Source organism: Paraburkholderia panacisoli (genome assembly GCF_008369935.1).
GTDB classification, from domain to species: Bacteria; Pseudomonadota; Gammaproteobacteria; order Burkholderiales; family Burkholderiaceae; genus Paraburkholderia; species Paraburkholderia panacisoli.
In genome coordinates this window covers 215181-239575 of the sequence record NZ_VTUZ01000007.1, presented here as the reverse complement: position 1 = coordinate 239575, position 24395 = coordinate 215181, and the positions used below count along the sequence as shown (strand labels likewise).

Here is a 24395-nt window from a genome sequence, read left to right as displayed (position 1 = left end):
TCCATCAATACGCGATACACACCGACTTGCTTTCCGTATAAGCGTCGATGATCGCCTTCCCATGTTCGCGGCCGATTCCCGATGCCTTGAAGCCGCCGAACGGCATCGCCGGGTCCACCATGTTGTGCGTGTTGACCCACACCGTGCCCGCTTCGATCCCATCGACGAGACGCAGCGCCTTGTCGAGCTGGTTCGTCCACACGCTCGCGCCGAGCCCGTATTCGGACGCGTTCGCGAGCGCCAGCACTTCATCCAGGTCGTCGTAAGGCATCGCGACGAGCACCGGACCGAACACCTCTTCCTTGACCACCGTCAGCGGTTTGCAAGCGCGGTTGGCAATCACGGTAGGACGCACGAAGTAGCCGTCGCCGTCCACGCGCGCCTCGCGCGACAGGATCTCACCGCCTTCCTGGCCGCCTTGCGCGATCATGCCGACGACCTTGTCGCGATGCCGCGCGGAGACCATCGGTCCCATCTGCGTCGCCGCATCGAAGCCCGAGCCGAGCGCGATGCTGTCGGCCACGGCGGCGATGCCTTGCACGACTTCATCGTAGATCGAGCGCGCGACATAGAGACGCGAACCCGCCGTGCAAACCTGGCCGTGATTGAAGAAAATCGCGCCAGCAGCGCCTTCGATCGCCTTGCGCGGGTCGCAGTCGTCCAGCACGATCACCGGGCTCTTGCCGCCGAGTTCCAGCGACGCGCGCTTCAGATCTTCGGCGCATTGACGGCCGATGATGCGGCCCACTTCGGTCGATCCCGTGAAGGTGACCTTGTTCACCAACGGATGCTTGACCAGCGCCGCGCCGGCAGTCTTGCCACGGCCGGTGATCACGTTGAATACGCCGGCCGGGAAGCCTGCCTGATGCGCGAGTTCGGCGAGACGGATCGCGGTCAACGGCGTTTCTTCGGCGGGCTTGAGCACCACGGTGCAGCCGCACGCGAGCGCGGGTGCGATCTTCCACACCGCCATCAGCAGCGGGAAATTCCACGGCACGATCGCGGCGACCACGCCGGCCGGCACACGCCGCGTCGACGCGTTGTAGCGCGTGCCCGGCGGAAACGGAATCGACAGATCGAAAGTGGTCCCTTCGACTTTGGTGGCCCAGCCGGCCATGTAGCGCAACCACTGCACGCTGCCCGCCACTTCGAGCATCTTCGAGAAGCCGATCAGCTTGCCCTGGTTCAGCGTTTCCAGCGTCGCGAGTTCGTCGGTGTGCTGTTCGACGAGGTCGGCCAGCTTGAGCAGCAAACGCTCGCGGGCGGCCGGCGGCATTCTGCGCCACGCGTCGGATTCGAAAGCAGCCTTCGATGTTCTCACTGCATGATCGACGTCCGACTCCGACGCGTCGGGAATTTGCGCGAGTTCTTCCGACGTGGCCGGGTTATACACGGGAAAGGTTTTGCCCGCGGCGCTGCGGGTTTTCTCGCCGTTGATGAACATGGCCTGCGGCAGCGCCGTTGCGAGGTGGTGTTCGCTCATGGTGTTTCGTCTCCGTTGAGTGTTGGGGTGAGACCGGCGCGGGGCTAGCTGGAAGAGTGGGCCGGACGGTGAAAGCGGTGGTAAATCTGCGCGACGGGATGCGGCGTTTTCCTCGCGCGCCAATGGGTGGCTAGCGACGCCGCGCATATCAGGTTCGCCGCCGCGCTTAGTGCGAACAGCACGACGAATCCGTCGTTGAAAAAGTAGGGGGTGGTCGAGAGCGCCGCGCCTGTCACCATGCCGAGGTGATGCGCGATGCCGGGGCAACTCGCGCTCAATACGCGCTGAGAGCTTCCGCGTAGCGTCGCGAGCGCCGGAATCGTCACGCAGTCGAGCAGCAGAAAAAACTTGGCCGCGAGTGGGGCAAGCGCGGGATCGTCCAGCGTCGCGAGTGCGCCGATCAACGCAGCGCGCGCGATGTACAAAGTCGTCAGCATGCTGTTGTTGTTGCGCGAACGGTCGACGAGCAAGGCCAACGCGCAGACCGCGATCAACGACAGCGCGATCTGCCAGCACGGTTGCGCGCCGTTCGAACCGCACAGCGCGTACAACTGGAAGCGCGCGAGCGTGCCGCTCGAAAGTCCCGCGAACAACGCGAGCAGGGCGGCCGCGCCCACAGGGCGAGTCGCTTCGATCGGCATGTCCGCATGGCGACGCGTGTTGGCGGCCGAAGCACACACATGCCGCCAGTAATACAGGAGCATGCCGCCGGCCGCGATCATCAATGCAGCCACGACGCCGCCTTGCTGCATTCCATTCAGATACGCGGGCAATGCGTTCATCGCGCTCATCGTCACGATCAGCGTGGCAGCGCTCGCGAGCGTCGTGTGCCGGCTCGCCGGGCGCGCCATCAGGAGCGGCACGCCCATCATCGCCGCCAGCGCCAGCGCACTCATCCACAGCGCGCTGGCGTGCTGGCCGAGGCCGGCCCGCATCGATAGCGCGGCGCCGCCGCTAGCAATAAGCGCGCAGGCGGAGCCTGCCGCGCACGCGGCAAGAACGCTCGCCGCCGTGCTCGTGCTCGTGCTCATGCGCTGCGCGCCGCGCATCGCCGGATCAGTGCTTGCAGCAGCCATGGTCCGCGGACTTGCCATCTTCGACGCTGTTCAGATCGCGCTCGGCCGGCAGATCCATCGTCGGGTTGCCCGAGAAGAAGTTGTTCGGCTTCAGCATGAAACCGGCGTATTCCACCGGCATCACCGGGAAGTCCTCGGGCTTGCACACGTGCGTGTGACCGAAGCTGTGCCACAGCACGAGGTCCTGATTCTCGATGTTGCGGTTCGCTTCGATGTAGCGCGGCAAGCCGTCGCCGCCCGAGTGCTGGTTCGGGTAGTCGCCGCTCGCATAGCGCTCAGCCGGATCGAACGGCGTGACCCACACGTGACGCGTCGCGAAGCCGCCGCGTTGACGGACCTTCGAACGCTCGTCGGCCAGCATCAGCGGCGAATCGTTGACGACCAGCTTGTAGCCCGGATTCGCACCGACTGCGTTCTTCACGTTCGGGTTGCTCACTTTCCAGTAGCGTCCCGTGCTGCCGTTCGCGAGCCGTGCGGCTTCGCTTTCCGTCTTCAACACGCGCTTCGTCGTATCGAACACGTTGCCGTACGGATTCGTATCGCCCATCGGACGCGGCACGAATTCGTGCTCCGTGACGGTGTTGCGCTCGCCGTCGACCATCATGTGCATCCGCGCGTTGAAGAAGTGCTGATGGGTCGGGCCGCCCAGGTTCTCCGTGATCATGCCGCCCCACGGATACGTATCGCCATCGGCCACCGCCGAGGTTTGCACGATGCCGGTCAGCTTGCATTCGAGCTGGATCGTGCCGTCCTGATACAGATACCAGTAGAAGCCGTAGTCGTAATTGCCGACCGTCGCGAAGAACGAAATCACGAGCCGGCGCGAGCGGCGCATTTCGAACACGCCGGTGCGGAATTCATAGTGCTTCCACAGCGTGCCGTAATCCTCTTCGTGCATGCACACGGCGTTCTTCATCACGAACGCATTGCCGAAATCGTCGGCGGACGGAATGTCGAAATAGCGGATCGTGCCGAGGCAATCGCAACCGAGTTCGAGCTGGTTCGCGAGTTTGCCGAGACCGTATTCGCCGGCATCGAATGCGCTTTTCCAGTAGTGGTTGGTGGTCGGGTCGGAGTAGGGCACGCACATTTCCGTGACGCTCGCCCGGTAGATGATCGGCCGCGCGCTCTTGCCGTCGTCCCACGACAGCTGATGCAGCACGAGCCCTTCGCGCGGCGTGAAGCCGACGCGGAAATTCCAGTTCTGCCAGCTCACGTGCCAGCCATCGATCTTGAAGCTCGGGCCATCGGGCTGATTGATCGACAGCGGCTTGAGCGTGCTGCGCGGCTCGCCGAGGCTCGGCGTGTCATAGTTGTGCTTGGCGCGCGGAATCGGAATGATGCGGCCGTCGTCGATCAGTTCGATCACTTTCTTTTCGAGCAGATCGACCACCGCGAGCACGCCTTCGATCGGATGCGCGTAGCCGTTGTCGGTCAGGGTCTCGCGGTAGTAGCTCACGCAACGCACGAGGCGGCGGCCGTTTTCGTTGTCGCGATCGAAACAGCCGGCCGAGAACGGATCGATCTGCACGCGCTCCAGATCCCGCTCGCTGAGGCCGCGCTTCATCACGGCCACGCGCCATGCTTCGTCGTTCTTGACGATCTGCTCGGCGTTCATGAAGTCGTCGATCATGATCGGCGGCTGGCCGTAAGGCGCCTGATCGAACGGCAGCACACGGCGTGACGCGATGCGTTTCTCTCTCAGGTCCACGTCGAACTCGATCGTCGCGCCATTCGAACGGTCGATCGCCAGTACGAAGGCCGTGCGCGAAAAATACGAACCCGTCTTGAACGCCACCACTTCGGCTTTCGGCGGCTCGCGCAATTCGACCATCGGAAAGCGGGCATGCGAATCGAGTTTTTCAGCGGCCTTCACGAGATCGCAGGCAAGCTGCATTTCTTCGCCACTCAGCGGATCGAGCGGATGAATGGTGGCGTGAGCAGCTTTCGTGGCATTCGTATTCATAAGGTTTCCGTAAGGACGTTTGCTAGAGTCGATGGCAAATCGTAGGAACCCAATAATATTTTCGCGCTTGCTTATCGCGCCAATTGGGCGATAAAGTGCGCCAGATGAAATGACTCGGGCAACACGACAGCGCAGACTGGAGAGGAGACGCTCAACATGAAAAAAGTCACGCTCAATGGCAGTTTCCCGATGATTCGCGCGGCGGTGATGGGACCGGTCGTGCGTGCACTCGATCAATCGGGGGCGGATTGCGACTCGCTGCTGGAAGCCTTCGGCATGAGCCGGCGGCTGCTGTCCAATCCCTATGAAATCCTGCCGCTCACGCGTTATGTGGCGGCATTCGAGCGTGCGGCCGAATTGCTTGGCGAAGCGTCGCTAGGCTTGCGCCTGGGCAGCGAATTGCAATTGACGGAACTCGGACCGGCGGGTCTGGTGTTTCTTTCGTCGCCAACGCTGAATTCGGCGATGCGCAAGTTCTCGCTCGCACTGGCGTCGTGGCAAAGCAGCACGAGCTGCGAATTGCTGCGCGACGAAGAATGGCCGATCTGGACTTACCGGATCACCAGCGCGCAAATCTGGCCGCGCCGCCAGGATGCGGAATACAGCCTGTCTACGATGTGCAACATGATCCGGCTCGTGCGCGGTGCGGCATGGAATCCGGTCGAAGTGCATTTCGAGCACGCCGCACCGGCGGATCTCAAACCGTATGCGCGGATCTTTCGCGTACCGGTGCGATTTCAGCAACCTTTCAACGGCGTGATCCTGCGTCCGCAAGATCTCGACGCGTCGCTCAAAAGCGCCGACACGCAAATGGCGCGCATGATGGAGCGCCACGCGACCGATCTGATCGCGAGCGATGCGGTGCCGCACAGCATCGTCGAGCAGGTTCGCGATCTGATTGCGCGGCGCCTCGCGCATGAAAAGCTGATCGTCGCCGACATCGCGAAAGACCTCGGTCTGTCGCATCGCTCGTTGCAACGGCATCTCGCGCAAGAGGGCACGTCCGTCCGGCAGATCCTGCGCGAGGAGCGGCAACGCAGTGTCGAAGGGCTGCTCGAACGCGACGGGCTCACCAATGCGGCGATCGCGCGCGCGGTCGGTTATGCCGACGCGACAGTGTTGTGGCGCGCCACGCGCAACTGGAAAAAATAATCGCACGATTGCGGTCCAATACCTTTCATTCCGAAAGCCCCGCGCAATAAGGCTCACGTCGGAATGAAACCATTCCGGCTTCCTAAGCATTTCATGCAAACCAGCGAGTTCGAGGTTCGCGCCGCATTGGCGCGCTTTATCGAAAATTTGGCGCGGTTCGCGAAGTCGTTTTATTTTTTAGCTACCTAACATGCGCTCAGCCCGAAGCATTTGACGTCGGTCAAGCGAGCGCCATGACCTGGGAGTGAAAGGGTTCTGGCGAGTTTCAGACTAGCCAATAACATAGAGGCAGCGATGAATGAACCCTATTCGCCGACCAATCTGGTCGACGCGGAGAACCCCGTGGAGTTGAAGGGCAATACGCTGGGCTTGTGGCAGATCGTGTTTCTCGTGATTTCCGCAGCGGCGCCGCTCACCGGCATGCTGGGCGCGGTGCCACCCGCAATCAGCCTCGGCAATGGCGCGGGCATTCCCGGCGCGTTCGTGATAGCCGGCGTAGTGCTGCTGATTTTCAGCGTGGGCTTTGCGTCGATGAGCCGCCACGTGGTGCGCGCCGGCGCGTTCTACGCGTACATCACCGCCGGTCTCGGACGGCCGTTGGGCATGGCCGGCGCGCTCGTCGCGCTGATGTCGTACACCTTCATCCAGATCGCGCTGTACGGGCTGTTCGGATTCTTCTGCACGGTGATCCTGTCACCGCTTCTGCATACAGCGTTGCCCTGGTACGGGTATTCACTGATCTGCGTGGCGGTCGTGCAATTCACCGGCATTCGCGGCATCGATCTGAATAGCCGCCTGCTCGGCGTGCTGATGTGTCTCGAACTGTGCATCCTGTTGCTGCTCGCCATCGCGATCGTGATTCATGGCGGCGGCCCCAACGGCCTGACGCTCGCGCCGTTCTCGCCGCAACATGTTTTCAGCGGCCACCTCGGCATTGCAGTGATGTTCGCGTTTGCGTCGTTCATCGGTTTCGAGGCCACCGCGATCTACGGCAAGGAATGCCGCGATCCGAAAGTGACCGTACCGCGCGCGACATACGTGTCGGTGCTGATGATCCTGGTGTTCTTCGCGTTCATCACGTGGACGATCGTCTGCGCCTACGGTCTCGCCGACGTGGTCGACGTCGCCACCAAACAGCCCGGCGATTTCTGGTTCATTCAGTCCGGCAAGTACTTGGGTAGCGCGGTGACGACGGTGATGAGCTTCCTGCTCCTCAGCAGTATTTTCGCGAGTCTGCTGTCGTTTCATAACACGCTGGTGCGTTACATCCACGCGCTCAGCATGGAGGGCATCCTGCCGCAAGTGCTCAATCGCGTGCATGACAAGTACCGTTCGCCGTACGTGGCGAGCTATCTGCAAACGCTGTCGGTGTGCGTGCTGCTCGGGCTCTTCATCGCAGCGGGCAGCGACGTGTTCAACATCGTGTTCAGCTGGAGTTCGGCGCTCGGCACGATCGGTGTCGTGATGCTGCAGGCAGTGACGAGTTTTTCGGTAATCGCATTCTTCCGCAAGACGCGCAAGGACACGCGCGTATGGCACTCGTTGATCGCGCCGTTGGTCGGCGGGCTTGGCCTCTTGTACATCGGCGCGATTCTGGTGCGCAATCTCGACGCGCTCAGCGGCTCCGATAGTCCGATCGTCAAGTCGTTCCCGTGGATCGTGTTCGCCGTGGCGTTGATCGGCGTGCTGATCGGTCTCGTGCTGCGCAAGAAGCGTCCGGACATCTACGCACGTTTCGGCCAGTAAGCCATTCGCGCACTCCGCGCTCGAAACAGCCCACCTCACTTTCCGGCAATAAAACAAATGGCAGACAAATTCGTCAAGCGCTCGGCGCTTGCGCTGGCCGCGTTCGGCCTCGCGATGGGCGCACACGCGCAATCTTCGGTCGCGCTCTATGGCACGGTCGACGCCGGCCTCGTCTACACGAACAACCAGCAGACCACGCTCGCCGACGGCAGCACCAACGGGCACGCGAACTACCAGCTGGCGGGCGGCAATTTGGTGCCGTCGCGCTGGGGCTTGATGGGCGCCGAAGACATCGGCGGCGGCACCACGGTGAACTTCACGTTGGAAAACAGCTTTCTGATCGGCAATGGCGCGATGCTGCAATCGAACACGCTGTTCAGCCGCAATGCGTGGGTCGGTTTGAACAACAGCAGTTATGGTGCGTTGACTTTCGGCCGTCAATACGACCCGTTCTCCGATTTCCTCGGCGCGTATGTGTCGAGCAACAACTGGGCGACGCTGTACGGTTCGCATTTCGGCGACGTCGACAACCTGAACGAAGCGTTCAACTTCAACAACTCGATCAAGTACATCAGCCCGAGTTTCGGCGGCTTCACGGTCGGCGGACTGTTCAGTCTCGGCGGCGTCGCGGGCGATTTTTCGCGCAACAAGGGATGGTCGCTCGCCGCGAATTACGCGCAAGGGCCGTTGTCGCTGAGCGCCGGGTATCTGGAGTTGAACCAGCCGTTCGACGCGGCATTGGGCGGCGCCAACGGTTATATCGGCGACTTCAGCTGCGCGAACCCGGGTGCGTTGTATTGCCAGTTGCAGAACGCGAGCAAGGTGCGGATTTTCGGGGCAGGGGGATCGTATGCGTTCGGCAAGGCGAGCGTGGGGCTGACCTACACGCATACGCGGCTGTCGCAGAGCCAGTACTTCGCGAGTGCGACGCGGCCCGACGGCGCGGATATTTCGTTCGACATCGCCGAGCTGAACACCACTTACGCGCTTGCGCCGGATTTGCAGCTAGGCTTCGCTTATATCTTCAACGACGCAAAACCGTCGGGCAGTTCGTCGACGCGCGTGCATCAGGTGAATCTGGGGGCGGTGTACAGCTTGTCGAAGCGCACGGCGGTGTACGCGGTGGCGATCGGGCAGAAGTCGTCGGGCGCGGGGCTCGCGATCAATCCGTCGACCGGCGCGACGGAGAATCTTGCGCAGATTCCGAATATCGTGAATTCGGACTCGGACAAGCAGCTCTCGGTGATCGTGGGGTTGCGGCACAACTTCTGAGCGTGCCGCAGCCGGAAAATCATCTAATCTCAATCCGCGAGGCGCCGATCCGCCAGCGCGTTCTGGCAATCCGCGAGCACCTGCTGGAGCAGTCGTGCTTGCGGGTCGAGTTCATCGGTATCGAGGATTTCTTCGACCGCGTCGCGCGCCCAGTCGGTATCGACGAAGCGGGCGTGCCGCTGCGCGATCTGGACCGCCGTGGCCGACAGCTTCGCGATGCTCAGCCAGTCGGCTTCGCGCGCGCGGCGGTCGAGCCACTTGTGCGCGGCCTGCACGTGGAACGCCGCGTCGGGCCAGTCCTCATTCAGATAATAGGCACCAAGGCTTCCGCATGTGAGCCAGCACAACAGCTCCAAACGGTCCCGTGGACTCAGATGTTGGCGTACATCACTCATGGCGACGCTCGCTGCTGTAAATTGCCCGGTGAGGACGGCGGGCCGCCATCCTCCGCTTTCAGTAACAATATCACGCAAAATTCAAGCGCGGCAATTACCTACGTACCCTGGCGCACTCTTGGCCCGCAAGCGTCGCGGACGAGCACGCAGCGTGGCGGTCCGCTAGCGCGGCTACCGTGTGGCGACGATGAAAAGCCGCGGAAACGGCAGCAACACCGTGCCGTCGTCAAGTGCCGGATAGGCGGCAGCGATTTCGTCGCGATAGCACTGCAGAAAGGCCGATTGTTCGGCCGCGTCGAGCTTCGCGAGAAACGGCCGCAGCGCGCTGCCCTTGAACCATTCGACCACCGCGTCGGCGCCCGCGAGCGGGTGATGGTAGACGGTGCGCCACACGTCGACCCGCGCGCACAGCGGCTTGAGCAAGCCGTAATACCAGCCGGCGCCGTGGCGCATGGTCCGCTCGACGCCTTCGAGCTGATGCGCCCACGGGCCGTGCGCCGCGACCTCGCGTAGCAGACGGTGCGCGGGTTCATCCAGGTTGTCGGGCATCTGCACGGCGAGGCTGCCGCCCGGCGCGAGTTTTGTCACGAGCGACGGAAACAGCCGCTCGTGGTCAGGCACCCATTGCATCACCGCGTTTGCGAGGATCAGGTCGTACGGTCCGGCGGCGTTCCACGTCGCAATGTCGCCGATGTCAAACTGGCATTGCGGCAGGCGTCGACGGGCCGCGGCGATCATGTCGGTGGAATTGTCCAGCCCGCTGATCGCCGCGCCCGACGCGTGCGCCGCGAGCGTTTCGGTGGAATTGCCGGGGCCGCAGCCGAGGTCCACGGCGATCCGCACGTCCGTGGCCGGCACCGCCGCCAGCAGATCCCTGACCGGGCGCGTGCGCTCGTTTTCGAACAGCACGTACTGTTTCGCCTGCCAATCCGTCGTCGCTGTCATCTGATTGCTCCTTGTGTGCGCAATAGCCGGACCGGCGGTCGGCGCCCGCATTGGCGGCGTACCGAACCGATCCAGTGCGTGCATTCTCGGCGGCCCAGCCGGTGCAGTAAAATGAATTTATGATTCCGATTCCTTCATTTTTCTAATGAAAATCGACACCCTCGGCGTGCAGGCATTCGTGGCGATCGCGGATCGCGGCAGCTTCCAGAGCGCGGCCGATTCGCTGCACGTCACGCAAACGGCGATCACCCAGCGGCTGCGCAAGCTCGAAACCTTTCTCGGCGTCACGCTGATCGAACGGACCACGCGTTCGATGGCGCTGACCGAGATCGGCCGCAGTTTTTTGCCGCAGGCGCGCCGCCTGCTCGGCGAACTAGCCGACGCGCTGGTCGAAATCCGCGAAACGGGCGAGGCCCGCCGCGGCGACGTGTCGATTGCGTGCGTGCCGACCGTCGGCGTGCAATATCTGCCGCGCATTCTTCAGGCGTATGCGGCGCGTTATCCGCACAACCGCATCAAGATTCTCGATCACGCGTCGTCCGCGGTGGAGGAGGCCGTGCTGCGCCGGGAGGTCGAATTCGGCATCAACATCGCGCGTGACCCCCACCCGGATCTGGCAAGCGTGCCCCTGACAGAGGACCGATATGTGCTGATCTGCCATCAGGATCACGCGCTGGCGAAGCGCCGGCGGATTGCGTGGCGGCAACTGCAAGCCTATCCGCTGATCTTTGCCGGCGAGGTGAGCGGCAACCGCGCGCTGCTCGATGTCGCGCTGGAGGCGAGCGGTCTCGCGCTGCGCTCGTTCTACGAAGTGCAGCGCAGTTCGACCGCCGTGGGGCTGGTCGCGCAAGGCGTCGGCGCGGCGGTGGTGCCGGCGCTCGCGCTTCAGAAGGGCGCGTATCCTACGGTTTGCACGGTCGAACTCACGCAGCCGGTCGTGTCCCGCACGCTCGTTCTGGTCGCGCGCAAGACCGCGCATCTGTCGCCGGCCGCGCAGGCGCTGTACGACATGATCGGCGAGCAGGCGACGCTCAAAGCGGCAGACAATTGAAGGGCTGTGCGTGCCACGCCGCGCGGCGTGACGCGGATCGCATGCAAACCCCTGCGCGCAAGCTGTTCCGTTCCGGTTCATCCAGGCATCGCAACCACTCGAGACGCCACGTCCCATGCTGCAGATACTCGGCAAGACCTCATCCATCAACGTGCGCAAGGTGCTGTGGACCTGCGCGGAACTCGGGCTGTCCTTCGAGCAGGAGGACTGGGGCTCCGGATTTCGCGCGACGGACACCGCGGAATTTCGCGCGCTCAATCCGAACGCGATGGTTCCCGTGATCCGCGACGGCGACTTCGTGCTGTGGGAGTCCAATTCGATCATCCGCTACCTGGCGGGCCGCTATCACGGCGACGCGCTTTACCCGGCCGACCCGGGCGAGCGCGCGCGCTGCGATCAATGGATCGACTGGCAGGCGAGCGAGCTGAATCGCTCGTGGAGCTACGCGTTTCTCGCGCTGGTGCGGCACTCGCCGGCCCATCAGGACCGGCAGCAGATCGCACTGTCATGCGCGAACTGGACCAGGCATATGGCGATCGTCGAAGGGCAGTTGGCGCGGACCGGCGCGTTCATCGCGGGGCAGGCGTTCTCGCTCGCGGACATTCCGATCGCGCTGTCCGTCAACCGCTGGCTCGAAACGCCGCTGCAGCACGCTGAATTTCCGGCGGTTGCGGCCTACATGGCGCGTCTTGGCGAGCGCGAAGGTTACCGCGAGTACTGCCGCAACGGCACACCGTGAGCGGTGCGCCCAGGGCGCTTTGCAGCGCCCGCGCTGCTTACGAAAATCCTTGCTCCGCGCTTACGGATTCATGCGCGCGCAACGCTTGTGCATACCGCCTCCCGACTCACCTACAATGGCCGCCTTTGCGACTCAGTTTGAAGGTTCGAGAATGCGGGTATCGAAATTGGCGCTGGCTCTGCTGACAGCGTTTTTCACGGTGAGTGCGAGCGCCGAGATGACGGCTTCGCAATACAAACAATGGGCGCATACGGATAACAACTCCGTCTACGCCGCGTACATTACCGGCACGATCAACGCGCTCGGCTGGGCGAACGGCGACCTGGTCTCGAAGAAGCGTCCGCCGCTGTTCTGCCCGCCGCAAACGCTCGCAATCGGCAATCAGACCGTCTATCCGTTGCTCGACGCGTTTTTCACCAATCACCCGGGCATTTCGGACGATTTTCCGGTCGGCCTCGCGATTCTCCGCTCGCTTCAGGGCGCGTTTCCCTGCTGACCCCGTGACCCGCCGGCCCTGCTAACGCGAGGCGCTGGCGGCCAGCCGGAATGGGTCGACGGCCCACGCTTCATTCGCGCCGATCGTCGGCTGCGCGCGCGCAAGCCACTGCGCCAGCGGCGTGAGCCGGATGCCGCTGACCGAACCGTCAAACGATTCCGAAACGAACGGCGCGTCGTCGTCCGGACGGCGGACGACCTGCACGATATGCGTGATGCCCCGCAGCCGCGGATGATTGATTGCCCACGCGGGCTTGCCGATCTTCAGTCCGATGGTCGCGCAGCGCGGCAGCGCGTCGGCCGTGATGGCGGTTCCTTCCAGCATGTATCCCGTGCGCTGCCCGATCTCGGCGATGATGCGGTCGGACCAGCTGTGCAGCGCATCGATGTCGTCGGCGGCGAACAGGGTGCGCCCGGCCGCCTCGTTTTGCGCTTGCAGTGCTCGCGACAGCAGCAGGGCGGTCCAGCCCGAGCAATCGATGACCGGCGGGCTCGCCGACAGTCCTTCGGACTTCACGCCGCGCCGGTATCCGACCCGGCCCGTGTAGCACTGCACGAGCTGCCACAGCGTGGCTTCGGCTGCTTCGAATGTCATCGCACGCACGCCTTCGCGCCTTGCGCTGTGAATTGCGGCAGCCCGTCGACGCGACACGAACTGCGCCGTCAAGCGACGAGCCCGCGCGACGCGTGCCCGCCGCCGTACTCCGTCAAACCTGCACGAGCTTCGGAATCTGCACGTCGGGATTGACGTCCGCGTCATAGTCCACGCCCGCGATCTCGAAGCCGAAGAGCCGCAGAAAATCGGTCTTGTAGCCGCTGAAGTCGGTGAGTTCGTAGATATTTTCGTTGGTCACCTGGCCCCACAGCGCCTGCACGCGCTGCTGCACTTCGGGGTCGAGTTCCTTGTAGTCCGCGCGCAGCCGGCCTTCGTCGTCGAGATGCGGCGCGGCGCCGTAGAGGCTCTCCTTGTACAGACCATAGACCTGCTCGATGCAGCCTTCGTGCGTGCCTTTCTCCTTCATCACCTTGAAGAGCAGCGACAGATACAGCGGCATCATCGGAATCGCGGAGCTGGCCTGCGTGACGACCGCCTTGAGCACCGACACGCGCGCGTCTGCGCCCTTGGCTGCGAGCTTCGCGCGGATGCCCAGCACTTTCTGGTCGAGGTCTTTCTTGGCCGCGCCGATCGAGCCGTTCCAGTAGATGTCGTGGGTAATCTTTTCGCCGAGGTAGGTGAACGCGGTGGTCTTCGCGCCGTCCGCGAGCACGCCGGCTTCGAGCAGCGCGTCGATCCACATCTGCCAGTCTTCGCCGCCCATCACCGCGACGGTGTGGTCGATTTCGGTCTGCGTCGCCGGTTCGAGGACCGTTTCCTTGATCACTTCCTTGTCCGTGTCGATGCCGCGCAGATTCACGGCGCGGCCGATCGGCTTGAGCGTCGAGCTGAACACTTCGCCGCTCTTCGGATGTGTGCGCTTGGGCGCGGCGAGGCTGTAGACCACCAGGTCGACCTGACCGAGATCGCGTTTGATGACCTCGATGGTGCGCTGCTTGACTTCATCGGAGAACGCGTCGCCGTTGATGCTGGTCGCGTACAGACCCTTTTCCGTGGCGAATTTCTCGAACGCGGCGCTGTTATACCAGCCGGCGGTGCCCGCCTTGGTTTCGCTGCCGGCGCGCTCGAAGAACACGCCGAGCGTGTCCGCGCCGCAACCGAACGCGGCGCTGATGCGCGCGGCCAGGCCGTAGCCGGTGGATGCGCCGATCACGAGCACTTTCTTCGGGCCATTGGCGATGGGGCCGCGTGCTTCGACGTACTCGATCTGTTCCTTGACGTTGGCCTCGCAGCCGGTCGGATGGGTGGAAACGCAGATAAAGCCACGCACGCGCGGTTTGATGATCATGAAGCACCTCTTGTCGGAATTTGGCGACATTATAGTGGCCCGCGATTGCCGCGGGCGTGCCGCGCTGGTTTGGCCGCGCGCGCCGCAAATTTCGGCTGCCGCCGCGCATCTTGGTAGGATTGCGCCTTTCCCGGCAGACGGTAGCAAGCGTGAAGCGCCTCATCCCCTCGTTTCTGGCGGCCCTCGACAAAGGGCTGACCTTCGTGAACCCGCTCATTGCGCAGGCCATGTGGCACTTGCGCCATCCTACCCGGCGCGGCGTAGCGTGGGCGTGCGCCGCGCTGCCGGTGCTGCTGCTCCTGTATGTGCTCGCGCTGATTCCGTTCACGCCGGGCATCGGCGACATCCGCAAGGCGAAGATCGAGCAGCCCGCGCGGATTCTGTCGGCCGACGGCAAGCTGCTCGCCGAATTCAAGCCGTCCAACCGCGAATGGGTCAAGCTCAAGGACATCTCGCCGAACGTGGTGAACGCGCTGATCGCCACCGAAGATCACCGCTTCTACCAGCATTTCGGCCTCGACTGGCGGCGCACGGCATCGGCCGCGCTGCATACGTTTTCCGGCGACCGGCAGGGCGGCTCGACCATCACCCAGCAGCTCGCGCGCAATCTCTATCCCGACGAGATCGGCCGCGCGCCGACGCTCACTCGCAAGCTCAAGGAAGCGATCACGGCCTTCAAGATCGAGGCGCTCTACACCAAGGACGAGATTCTCGAGACCTACCTGAACACGGTGCCGTTTCTCTACAACGCGTATGGCATCGAGATGGCCGCGCGCACCTATTTCGACAAATCGGCGTCCGACCTGAACGTGCTGGAAGCCGCGACGCTCGCCGGCATGCTCAAGGGCAACAGCTACTACAACCCGGTGCTCAACCCGGAGCGCGCGCTGCAGCGCCGTAACACGGTGCTCGCGCAGATGGTCAAGTACGGCAAGCTGACGCCCGCCGCTTACGACACGCTGAAGGTTCGGGCGCTGCGCATCGACTTCGAGCGTCAGACCGAGCCGCCCGGACCCGCGCCGCATTTTGCGCAGCAACTGCGCAAGTGGCTCGCGGCGTGGGCCGATCGCAACGACTACAACATCTACTCGGACGGTCTGGTGGTGCGCACCACCATCGATTCGCGTTTGCAGACCATGGCGACCCAGGCGGTCACGCTGCAGGGCAACCAGTTGCAGGGCATCGCGAACTCGGCGTGGGGTACGCGCGCGGGCTGCGCGGGCGACAAGGATCTGCTGCAGACCTTTCTGCGCGAGACGCCGGACTATCGCGCCGCGAAACAGACGGGCCTGAGCGATGAAGATGCGCTCAAGCGCGTCGCGTCCGACCGCGATCTGGTGCGTTCGGTCTGCGAGTCGAAAACGCGCGTGCAAGCGGATTTCCTCGCAATGGACCCGCGCAGCGGCCAGATCAGGGCGTGGGTCGGCAGCCGCGACTTCAGCCAGGACCCGTTCGACCACGTGCAGCAGGCGCGCCGTCAGCCGGGCTCGACCTTCAAGCCGTTCGTCTACGCGGCGGCCTTCGAGGCCGGCGCGAAACCGTCCGATACTTTCGTCGACAAACCGGTCGAAATCCCGCTGGCGGGCGGTGAAATCTGGCGTCCGAGCGACGAGGACGAGCCGAGCGCGCGTGCGATCAGCCTGCGCGACGCGCTCGCGTATTCGCGCAACCGCATCACCGCGCAGGTGATGGAGACGGTCGGCCCGAACAAGGTCGCGCGGCTCGCTCGCGCGATGGGCGTGCGCGACAGCGAACTGGACCCGGTGCCTTCGCTCGCGCTCGGCACGAGCCCGGTCACGCTGAAGGAGATGGTGTCGGCGTACGGCACGATCGCCAATCTCGGCGGCTACGTGGAGCCGGTGATGGTCACGCGGATCGAAGACCGCAACGGCGAGGTGCTGGCCGAGTTCGCGCCGGCGCCGGCGCAGCAGGAACTGCCCGCCGACACCGCCCGTACGCTGATCGACGTGATGCGCGATGTCGTGAGCCGGGGCACGGGGTCGAGCATTCGCAGTCGCTTCGGCGTGCGCGGCGATGTCGCCGGCAAGACGGGCACCACCCAGGGCAACGCGGACGGCTGGTTCATCCTGATTCATCCGCAACTGGTGGCGGGCGCGTGGGTGGGCTTCAACGACAGCCGCGTGACGTTGCGCAGCGACTACTGGGGGCAGGGGGCGCATAGCGCGCTGCCGATCGTCGGCGATTTCTTCCAGCGCGCGCAGCGTTCAAGGCTGGTCGACAGCCATGTCAGGTTTGATACGACGCAGGAGCCGGGCTGGTTCGCCGGGCGCTCGGCGCGCTTGCGCGAGTGGTTCCAGCAGCTGTTCGCGGCCGCGCCGGCCAAGCCGGAGAAACCGGTGGTGACGCGCGGTCCGGCGCGCCGGGCGCCGGTCGCACCGGTCGCGCCGGTCGCGCCGGTCGAGGGCGGGGCGTCGGCAGGGTCCGCTGCGGCCGCTGCGTCGGCTGCCGCGTCTGAAACGGTGGTCGAACCGCGCGCGCTGCCCCCGCTGCTGCCAGCGCCTGGCTCGGCTGCAACGGCAGCGGGCGGGGCGGTCGATGGGCAAGCGCATGGCGGCGGGGAACCGGCCATCGCGCCGACGCCCACGCCGGATGATGTCGTGCCGCCGGATGTCGGCAGTGCGGCCGACGCGGGTGGGTCGGCGAATGGTGGTGCGGCGCGGTGAGTGTTGAGGGGGCGGGCGGTGCGGTCGAGGTCGCGCGGCGTCGGCTTGGGTTCGGGCTGTGCGTGGTCGCGTCTGCGCGGCGTGGCTGCACCGGCTGCCTTTGCGCGCGGCTACGCCCTCATGGCGTAGCTGCTCCCACTCACGCGCCGCGTCGCCCTCGCGGCTAGTGCTGCGCGCGGAGACGTCTTCGCCATGACCGCTCTGGCTTACGCTGCGCGTAATTGCGTTCTCGCGGCGTGAGTCACGCGGCTCGCACACGGCGCGGTTACACCCTCGCCGTGGCTGCTCCAGTTCACGCACCGCGCAATTCCATCCTCTCGTCGTAGCTCTCTGAATTCACCCGCCTCTAGGATCGCGCCACCTTAGCCCCCGCTGCGCGCGGATGGGGCAACCCCGACGACGACGCTTCAAGCGACGCATCGTGATGCAGCAGCAACACGGCCGCGACGCCCACCAGTCCCGCGCCCGACAGGCATAGCAACCCGGCGCCGAAGCCTCCCGTGCTGTCCTTGATCCACCCCATCGCGAACGGCCCGAAGAATCCCGCCAGATTGCCGAGCGAGTTGATCGCCGCGATGCCGCCCGCAGCCGCCGCGCCCGACAGGAAAGAAGCCGGCAAGGTCCAGATCACCGGCAGGCAGCCGAAAATGCCGAAACCGGCGATCGACAGCGCGATCATCTTCTGCACCGGATTGTCGAGCCCGGCCGCCGCCGCGATGCCACCGGCCGCGACCAGCAGCGCAATCGCCACGTGCCACCGGCGTTCGAGCTTGCGGTCCGAACGCCGCCCCCACAGCACCATGCTGATCACGCCGACCACATACGGCAGCGACGTCACGAACCCCGTCTGCAGATTGGTGAGCCCGAACGACTTGACGATTTGCGGCAGGAAGAAGCTCAGCCCGTAGTTGGTCGCGTTCGCACCGAAGTAGATCAGCGCGATCGCGAGAACGCGCGGATTGATCAGCGCCTCCTTCACGCTGAACGCGCGCACGGACTCGCGATGCTCGCGCTCCTGTTTCTGACGCGCGACCAGCCAGTCGCGCTCCTCGGTGGCGAGCCAGGTGGCGTCGGCGGGCTTGTCGGTCAGATAGAACAGCACGACGAACGACAGCAGCACGGCGGGCAGCGCTTCGATCAGATACACCCATTGCCAGCCGGCGAGTCCGCCGTGGCCGTCCAGCGAAAGCAGCGCGCCGGAAATCGGCCCGCCGATCACCGTCGACAGCGGAATCGCCGCCATGAAATAACTGACCACGCGGCCGCGATACGCGGCGGGGAACCACAGTGTGAGCAGGAAGATGATGCCGGGGAAGAACCCGGCCTCCGCCACGCCCAGCAGGATGCGCAGCCCATAAAAGACGTGCGCCGCCGAGAGTCCGGTGAAGCGCGAAATGTCGGGGATGAACGCCATCGCGCCGGCCAGAATGCCCCACGTGAACATGATCCGCGCGATCCAGCGGCGCGCGCCGAAGCGTTCGAGCAGGAGATTGGACGGCACTTCGAAGAAGAAGTACGCGATGAAGAAGATGCCCGCGCCGAAACCGAACGCGCTGGCCGACAAGTCGAGCGCCTTGTTCATCTGCAGCGCGGCAAAGCCGACGTTGACGCGATCCAGATAGGCGATGAAGTAGCAGAGGATCAGGAACGGCACGAGCCGGACCGTCACATTTTTTATGGTGCGTGCCTCAAGTTCCATCAATGTCTCCTCCGGTTCAGGTTCCGGTTCATTTGAACGATGTCGTTACATGCTAGACGCTGGAACGCGATTTCGATAGGCGTTTGCGAACGGTTGCGGGGAAAGCCTGGTGGATGCCGGATGCGGTAGTGCCGGCGGGCGCACGAATCGATGTGATGCAGCACGGACTGTGCCGCGGCATGGCGTCCTTGACGAAGCAGGCCGCGCAATGCGAGGCCGGAAACCCATGACGCTGCGGCTGATGCATCGGAAGACACGAGATCGATCTGATCAGCATATGAACCACTGCGCACTGCCGCGATCGAAACATTGTTCAAGCGCGCGCAACAGTGTTTTCGAGTGGAGAGACTGATCTCTTGCACTTGATTGCGGATAATTACGGCTTAGTAACCGGTTCAAAAAGTGCAGGTAATAACATGGTCATTCATCATTCGGAGCGGACGCTCGAACGGGACGATGCGTCCGTCACACTCTTCAGTCGAGCGGCGTTATCCACGCGCATGCGCGGCGTGATTGCCGTGGTCGCCGCATGCGCGAGCCTCGCGGGATGCGCATCGACGACCGACGTCGTCGCCACCGACCAACCCGGTACCTATACGGTCGCGGCAAGCGCGACGGGCGGGCGCATGGCGTGGGCGCGTGCGCACGAGCACGCCGTGAACGAGGCACGCGACTATTGCGAGCGTCGCGGCATGCAAAGCAGTGTGACGACGGAAACCGTCAGCGGCGTGCAGGCGATGAGCGAGCATGCATCGTCAGTCAATTTCGAATGCCATCCGAAGTTCTAGCGTGAAGCGGGCAGGGGCGTGGAACGCGTGCGCTGCCCATGCCGCATGCGCGTATGCAACGAGCCGGCTCGCTCCGCCTGCAACGACGCCGGCACGCAGTTCCGACGCGTGGTCCGCGCCGGCCGCCTGGGTGGCCGCTAGTGACGGCCACACCGCGCGATCACTTCTTGTCGAACGTCACGAGGTTCCTGTCTTTCGTGTCCGCGACGAAGATGGCCAGCAGCTTCGCCGGTTCGGTGGCGCTCGCGTTTTCGCTGACCGTGTGATGGACGCCGGGCTTCTCGGTCCAGTATTCGCCCGCGTGATAGACGCGTTCCTCGCCATCGTTGACACGGCTGCGGATCGCCCCCGACAGCACGTAGCCGACCACAAAAGCCTGTCCATGCCGATGCGACGGCGACTTGCCGCCCGGCGCGTAGTCGACCACCAGCGCGGTCATCGTCTTGCCCGGCACGTTGGCGATCGCTTCCGCGAAAGCCGGCGTGATCGTTTCGCGCGCGGCGGTGGCGTCGGCGGCGAACGCGCACTGCGAAGCTCCGATGATCGACAATCCCGCCAGCGTTGCAGCGGCGATAAGGGTGCGGATGTTCATCTCGTTACTCCTGGCAAAGCGTGACGGCTTCATGGTGCGTATCGACGGTGGTCGCGACGGAGGCGTGCGCAATCCGCTTCGCCCGACTCGCCCAGTTCGCCGCCACCCCGGCCAGTTCCGCGCGCGCCCGTTCGAGCGCTTCGGCGCGCGCCTCGGGGTTCGCAAACTGCAGCGGCTGCGCATCGACGAACGTGGGCTCGGCGACGCCGAGGAACCCGAACGCCGCCTTTAACGCCGGCGTGAGCGCGTCCATCGACTCGTAGGGCGAGCCCGCGCGCAAGTCCGCGCCGCGGCTGGTGATGAACAGCACCTTCTGCCGTACGAGTTGCCCGACGACGCGGCCGTCGTCCGAATTCACGTAGGTCACGCCGGTGCGCGTGACGCTATCGATGAACGCCTTGAACGCGGAAGGCATCGACCAGTTGTACATCGGCATCGCGAACACCAGCGCGTCGGCGGCGAGCAGTCGCCGGCACAGCGCATCCGACGACGCCAGCGTCGCCTTCATCGCCGCCGTGCGTTCCTGCGCGGGCGTGTAGGTCGCAATCGCGAAAGCTTCGCTGACGTGCGGCGGGGTATCCACCGTGACGTCCAGGTAATCCACTTCGAGGTCCACGCGCTCCTCGCGCAGACGTTCCAGAAAATAGCGGCTCAAGGCGCGGGAGTTGGAGCGCTCGCGTTTCGCGCTGGCGTCGACGTGCATGATCTTCATGATTTCCGTCCTTCCGGTAGTGATTTAGGCTGAAAGTAGATTAAACGCTCGACTGGCTTTATTAAATGACCGGTTTTGGTTGATTCGAGGTGACCACTTCAGCGCGGCCTGAGAGCCATGGAACAGGGCGCGCAATGCAACACAACGCCGAAGTGCCGGAATCCATCTTTGACTTTATCTGACTTTGCAGATAAAATTCCACTTATCAACCAGGAGATCGCGATGAACCACTACTCGCCCGACAATTTCAGCCTGACCCAGAGCGTGGGCTTCTCGATCAACAAAGCGCGCAACCTGCTCGTGACCGAGATGGATGCGGCGCTCAAGGAGCTCGACATCACCAGCCAGCAGATGGGCATTCTGCTGTCCATGCGGCGCGGCGTCGCCACCACGCCGTTCGAATTGTCGAAGCTCCTCGGCATCGACACCGGCCTGATGACGCGCATGCTCGACAAGCTGGAAGCGCGGGATTTGCTGGCGCGCTCGCGCGACATCGAAGACCGCCGCGTCGTCAACCTGAAGCTGACGAAGGAGGGCGAAGCGGTCGCCGCGCAGCTTCCGCAGATCGCCCCGGCGGTGCTGAACCGGCGTCTGAAAAAATTCACGAAAGCCGAATTCGAAGAATTGCGCCGCTTGCTGAACAAGTTTCTTGCGGAGTAGGCGCAACGCGAACGAACGCGCATGAGGACGGACAGCGCTGTTGATGCCTGCAGCGATTTTTTTCGCCCAGTTAACTGATAGGTCAGAAAATGGAATCACAGTTAATCAGGCTGGCAGCCGGATCGCGAGTAGTGTGACGGTGATCGTCGCGGCCGCGCTGTCGGCTTGTGCGAATTACGCCGACCTACGGCGACGCGCAATTGACGGCCCTGGTTTCCGATTGCGACAGCGAAACTCACCGCTTGTGGTCTGCCGAGCGTTTGACGAACGGCCCGCGAGAAAAATCAATCGACGCGCGGCCTTGAGACTCGGGCTTCGAGCGGGAACGGCGAGCAGGGCGCACCGATGCCGGTTCGGTCCGCGCTATCTCCAGTCGCCGTGACATCGTTTCGAGACGTTGCCGAAGCAGTTCGACGGATGCAAGCCGCTCGGCGAGCAATGCGTCCTTCTGCGCCAGTTGCGCGTCGATCGCCGCACATCGTGCCGTCGACGCGGCCAGCTCAGCCTTCGCAGTAGCGAGCCCGTCGCGCAGCGCATCGCGTTCCGAGCGATGTTCCGTCTCCAGCATCGCGATCCGTTCCTTGGCGGCCTGAAGCTCCTTGCGCACGCGATTCGCCGCCGCCCGCTCGCTCTCGATTTCAAGCAGCGCCCGTTTTTCGGCGGCGGCCAGCCGCTGCTCGTTCTGATCGTGCGATCGGCGCAGCTTGGTCAGCTCATCGGCGAAATCGCGTCTTGCGTCAGCGAGCGCGGCGGCTCCCGCCGCGATCTCGTCCTTCGACGCCGCCAGTTGCCCGGTCAGCATTTCGTTCGCGGTCTGCAGCTCGACGAGGCGCGCTTCGAGCGCGCCGATCTGCTGGCCGAGCGCGGCGGCAGTGCTCGCCGCCTGTTCGGCTTTCAACAGCGCGTCGTTGCGTTGCGCTTCCAACTGCTGCGCCTGCTGGCGAGCATCGGCGATTTCCGCCTGTGCATCCTGCCTGAACACATCCCACGCGGCGGTCGCGGCGTCATTCGACAGCCGCCAGAGATTTGCCGCCAGTTCACCGGCCGCCGTTGCGACTTCGGGCGGCAAGTCCGGACGTCCAACGTCGACCCGCGTCTTTTCGCGCACCTCGACCCAGAAATCGCGCAACGCCTTGGCCGGCGCGCTCATGCTGCCTTTGCGCACCAGTTGATACAGACGATTCGCGGTCGGGGTTTCGCCGTAACGGAAAAACATCAGCGCGCAAACCTCGCGATACAACGCCTGCGTGTCCGACGCGTGTTCGCGGACGGCTTCAATGTCAGAGTCGAGTGTCATGGGGAGCGGACAGGATCGGAATGGGCAGATGTGTTGATAATACAACGTATCTGCCAAAAATCACTACATTCTCTTTTCAGATACACGACATTAGTACTATAATGTCGTGTACTATATATAGCCGTCGCATTTGGTGTTTTCCTCGCAATCTGGAGTGCCTGAACCGTGTCCAATGCCCAGCTCGCCACCGTGCAGCCCGTCGAATCGCTCGCCGTTCCGGATAGCCTCGATGGCCGCGACGGCACCAATCGCGGCGCCATCGAAAGCTCGCAGCTCTCGGCCCGCAACGATCTGGATGCCGTGCGCGCCTGGCTCTCGAACTACGCGGACACCAAAACCACTTTCGACAACTACCGCAAGGAAGCCGAGCGGCTGCTGCTGTGGGCCGTCGTGCAACTGGGCAAACCGCTGTCGTCGCTGACGCACGAGGATCTGCTGGTGTTCAGGTCGTTTCTCGCCGATCCGCAGCCGGCCAGCCGCTGGGTGTCCATCAACGGCGGCAAATATGCGCGCGGCGACGAGCGCTGGCGGCCGTTCAACGGGCCGCTGTCGCCGGCCAGCCAGCGTCAGGCGCTGATCATCCTGAACGCGATGTTCACGTGGCTCGTCAACGCCGGGTACCTGCGCGGCAATCCGATGGCGCTGCTGCGGCAACGGGCCAAGCGTTCGGCGCCGCGGGTCACGCGCTATCTGTCGACCTCGCTGTGGGACGAAGTCAAGCAGTTCGTCGAACAGCTGCCGCAGGAAACCGTCGTGCAACGCGCGTATTACGCCCGTTACCGATGGCTGACCACGCTGTTCTATCTCCAGGGGATGCGAATTTCGGAAGTCGCTGGTGGCCAGATGGGGAGCTTTTTCCGCAGACTCGGCGCGGATGGCAAGGATCAATGGTGGCTGGAAACGCTGGGCAAAGGCGACAAGGAGCGGATCGTGCCCGTGTCGACCGAGCTGATCCAGGAACTGCGCAGCTACCGGACGCAGAATGGTCTCGCCGCCCTGCCCACCCGGTCCGAGGAAACGCCGCTCGTCATTCCGTTCAAGGGCAGAAACCGCTGCCTGTCCCGTTCCGCGATCCACGATGCGATCAAGGGCGTCTTCGGTGGCGCGGCGTCGTGGCTGCGCGCGCGAGGCCCGGAATTCGCCGATCGCGCCGACGAACTCGAACGGGCGTCGGCGCACTGGCTTCGGCACACCGCGGGTTCACATCAGGCTGATGGCGGCGTCGATTTGCGCACCATCCGCGACAATCTCGGGCATGTGTCGCTGAACACGACGAGCCTTTATCTGCACACGGAAGATGACGCCCGGCATACGGAAACCGTCAAACGTCACCGGATGAATTGGGGTGCAGCGCAAACTAAAGACGACGATTCGGGCAATGCGTAATGGGCGCGAGGTCTTTCATTCATGCGCCGCGGTGTAATGCCGCGTAATCGTCACGACGCGCCACGCAACTCATCGCGCTGCCAGCCTCCGCCGCGTCTCACACAAGCCGCAACAACCCGCCAATCTCGCCCGATTGCCCGCTAGAATGCGCGGCTTTGCCCGCTTCGGCCTCGCCACAAGGCAAAATACGGGTTTTGCGCGCGCCGCAAACACCGCGGCGTGCGCTGGATCACGCGTCGGCGGCCGGCAGGCCGCCGGCCTTCGCCAATCCGCCCGACGGCGGCCGGCTCAAGCCCAGCATGAGCGCGCGGCCCGTCCCAAGCGACGCAGCGAGGACAGCTCGTCCTTGAACA

21 protein-coding genes are annotated in these 24395 nt (G+C 64.0%); 10 read left to right on the top strand and 11 right to left on the bottom strand.

The features are described from left to right. Window positions 1-4: 4 nt before the first annotated feature. The 3 genes from styD to FVF58_RS13340 are packed head-to-tail and all read right to left on the bottom strand — an operon-like array spanning window position 5 to window position 4525. Window positions 5-1483: a phenylacetaldehyde dehydrogenase StyD gene (gene styD / locus FVF58_RS13350; protein WP_149670361.1), complete on the bottom strand. Its 1479-nt coding sequence runs from the start codon at window positions 1481-1483 to the stop codon at window positions 5-7. Window positions 1484-1527: 44 nt separating this feature from the next. Further along, window positions 1528-2514: a hypothetical protein gene (locus FVF58_RS13345; protein WP_149670360.1), complete on the bottom strand. Its 987-nt coding sequence runs from the start codon at window positions 2512-2514 to the stop codon at window positions 1528-1530. A gap of 25 nt (window positions 2515-2539) precedes the next feature. Next, on the bottom strand, window positions 2540-4525 hold the full coding sequence (locus tag FVF58_RS13340) for a primary-amine oxidase (protein ID WP_149670359.1): 1986 nt from the start codon (window positions 4523-4525) through the stop codon (window positions 2540-2542). A 156-nt stretch (window positions 4526-4681) separates the two neighbouring features. Between FVF58_RS13340 and FVF58_RS13335 the strand changes: the two genes are divergently transcribed. The 3 genes from FVF58_RS13335 (at window position 4682) to FVF58_RS13325 (ending at window position 8695) form a co-directional block, all read left to right on the top strand. Next, a complete protein-coding gene (locus FVF58_RS13335) occupies window positions 4682-5677 on the top strand; it encodes an AraC family transcriptional regulator (RefSeq protein WP_149670358.1) in 996 nt (331 codons plus the stop codon). A gap of 294 nt (window positions 5678-5971) precedes the next feature. After that, on the top strand, window positions 5972-7423 hold the full coding sequence (locus tag FVF58_RS13330) for an APC family permease (protein ID WP_188130810.1): 1452 nt from the start codon (window positions 5972-5974) through the stop codon (window positions 7421-7423). Window positions 7424-7480: 57 nt separating this feature from the next. After that, window positions 7481-8695, top strand: a complete 1215-nt coding sequence (locus FVF58_RS13325) for a porin (protein WP_149670357.1) — start codon at window positions 7481-7483, stop codon at window positions 8693-8695. Between the two features lie 29 nt (window positions 8696-8724). Here FVF58_RS13325 and FVF58_RS13320 read toward each other — a convergent pair whose 3' ends face one another. After that, the gene (locus tag FVF58_RS13320; RefSeq protein WP_149670356.1) at window positions 8725-9090 is read right to left on the bottom strand and encodes a hypothetical protein; all 366 of its coding nucleotides are present in this window, start codon (window positions 9088-9090) and stop codon (window positions 8725-8727) included. A 171-nt stretch (window positions 9091-9261) separates the two neighbouring features. Then, window positions 9262-10035, bottom strand: a complete 774-nt coding sequence (tam, locus tag FVF58_RS13315; RefSeq protein WP_149670355.1) for a trans-aconitate 2-methyltransferase — start codon at window positions 10033-10035, stop codon at window positions 9262-9264. Window positions 10036-10180: 145 nt separating this feature from the next. On the opposite strand from tam, the gene FVF58_RS13310 reads away from it, so the two are divergent. The 3 genes from FVF58_RS13310 to FVF58_RS13300 all read left to right on the top strand — a co-directional run bounded on the left by FVF58_RS13310 (window position 10181) and on the right by FVF58_RS13300 (window position 12321). Next, entirely contained in the window at window positions 10181-11086 is a 906-nt protein-coding gene (locus FVF58_RS13310; RefSeq protein ID WP_149670354.1) for a LysR family transcriptional regulator, read from the top strand. 115 nt (window positions 11087-11201) lie between these two features. Beyond that, window positions 11202-11825, top strand: coding sequence for a glutathione S-transferase family protein (locus FVF58_RS13305; protein ID WP_149670353.1), 624 nt, complete (start codon window positions 11202-11204; stop codon window positions 11823-11825). A 151-nt stretch (window positions 11826-11976) separates the two neighbouring features. Further along, window positions 11977-12321 (top strand): hypothetical protein, encoded by a 345-nt coding sequence (locus FVF58_RS13300; protein WP_149670352.1) that lies wholly within the window; start codon window positions 11977-11979, stop codon window positions 12319-12321. 21 nt (window positions 12322-12342) lie between these two features. On the opposite strand, the gene FVF58_RS13295 is transcribed toward FVF58_RS13300, so the two are convergent. Then, window positions 12343-12915 (bottom strand): hypothetical protein, encoded by a 573-nt coding sequence (locus FVF58_RS13295; RefSeq protein ID WP_149670351.1) that lies wholly within the window; start codon window positions 12913-12915, stop codon window positions 12343-12345. 112 nt (window positions 12916-13027) lie between these two features. Then, the gene (fabV, locus tag FVF58_RS13290) at window positions 13028-14224 is read right to left on the bottom strand and encodes an enoyl-ACP reductase FabV (RefSeq protein WP_149670350.1); all 1197 of its coding nucleotides are present in this window, start codon (window positions 14222-14224) and stop codon (window positions 13028-13030) included. Between the two features lie 149 nt (window positions 14225-14373). On the opposite strand from fabV, the gene FVF58_RS13285 reads away from it, so the two are divergent. Next, entirely contained in the window at window positions 14374-16908 is a 2535-nt protein-coding gene (locus FVF58_RS13285) for a penicillin-binding protein 1A (RefSeq protein WP_149670349.1), read from the top strand. A 346-nt stretch (window positions 16909-17254) separates the two neighbouring features. On the opposite strand, the gene FVF58_RS13280 is transcribed toward FVF58_RS13285, so the two are convergent. Beyond that, window positions 17255-18607: an MFS transporter gene (locus FVF58_RS13280; protein ID WP_149670348.1), complete on the bottom strand. Its 1353-nt coding sequence runs from the start codon at window positions 18605-18607 to the stop codon at window positions 17255-17257. Window positions 18608-19107: 500 nt separating this feature from the next. Between FVF58_RS13280 and FVF58_RS13275 the strand changes: the two genes are divergently transcribed. Beyond that, window positions 19108-19395: a hypothetical protein gene (locus FVF58_RS13275; protein WP_188130814.1), complete on the top strand. Its 288-nt coding sequence runs from the start codon at window positions 19108-19110 to the stop codon at window positions 19393-19395. Window positions 19396-19555: 160 nt separating this feature from the next. Here FVF58_RS13275 and FVF58_RS13270 read toward each other — a convergent pair whose 3' ends face one another. Together FVF58_RS13270 and FVF58_RS13265 are read right to left on the bottom strand one after the other, a co-directional pair. Then, entirely contained in the window at window positions 19556-19987 is a 432-nt protein-coding gene (locus FVF58_RS13270; protein ID WP_149670346.1) for a cupin domain-containing protein, read from the bottom strand. A 4-nt stretch (window positions 19988-19991) separates the two neighbouring features. After that, a complete protein-coding gene (locus tag FVF58_RS13265) occupies window positions 19992-20699 on the bottom strand; it encodes an FMN-dependent NADH-azoreductase (RefSeq protein WP_149670345.1) in 708 nt (235 codons plus the stop codon). A 222-nt stretch (window positions 20700-20921) separates the two neighbouring features. Between FVF58_RS13265 and FVF58_RS13260 the strand changes: the two genes are divergently transcribed. Next, window positions 20922-21359 (top strand): MarR family winged helix-turn-helix transcriptional regulator, encoded by a 438-nt coding sequence (locus FVF58_RS13260; protein ID WP_149670457.1) that lies wholly within the window; start codon window positions 20922-20924, stop codon window positions 21357-21359. Window positions 21360-21594: 235 nt separating this feature from the next. Here the strand turns inward: FVF58_RS13260 and FVF58_RS13255 are convergent, their stop codons facing one another. Next, complete coding sequence (locus FVF58_RS13255) at window positions 21595-22656, bottom strand: DNA-binding protein (RefSeq protein WP_149670344.1); 1062 nt, start codon at window positions 22654-22656, stop codon at window positions 21595-21597. 165 nt (window positions 22657-22821) lie between these two features. On the opposite strand from FVF58_RS13255, the gene FVF58_RS13250 reads away from it, so the two are divergent. Next, window positions 22822-24042, top strand: a complete 1221-nt coding sequence (locus FVF58_RS13250; protein ID WP_149670343.1) for a tyrosine-type recombinase/integrase — start codon at window positions 22822-22824, stop codon at window positions 24040-24042. The last annotated feature ends 353 nt before the right edge of the window (window positions 24043-24395 follow it).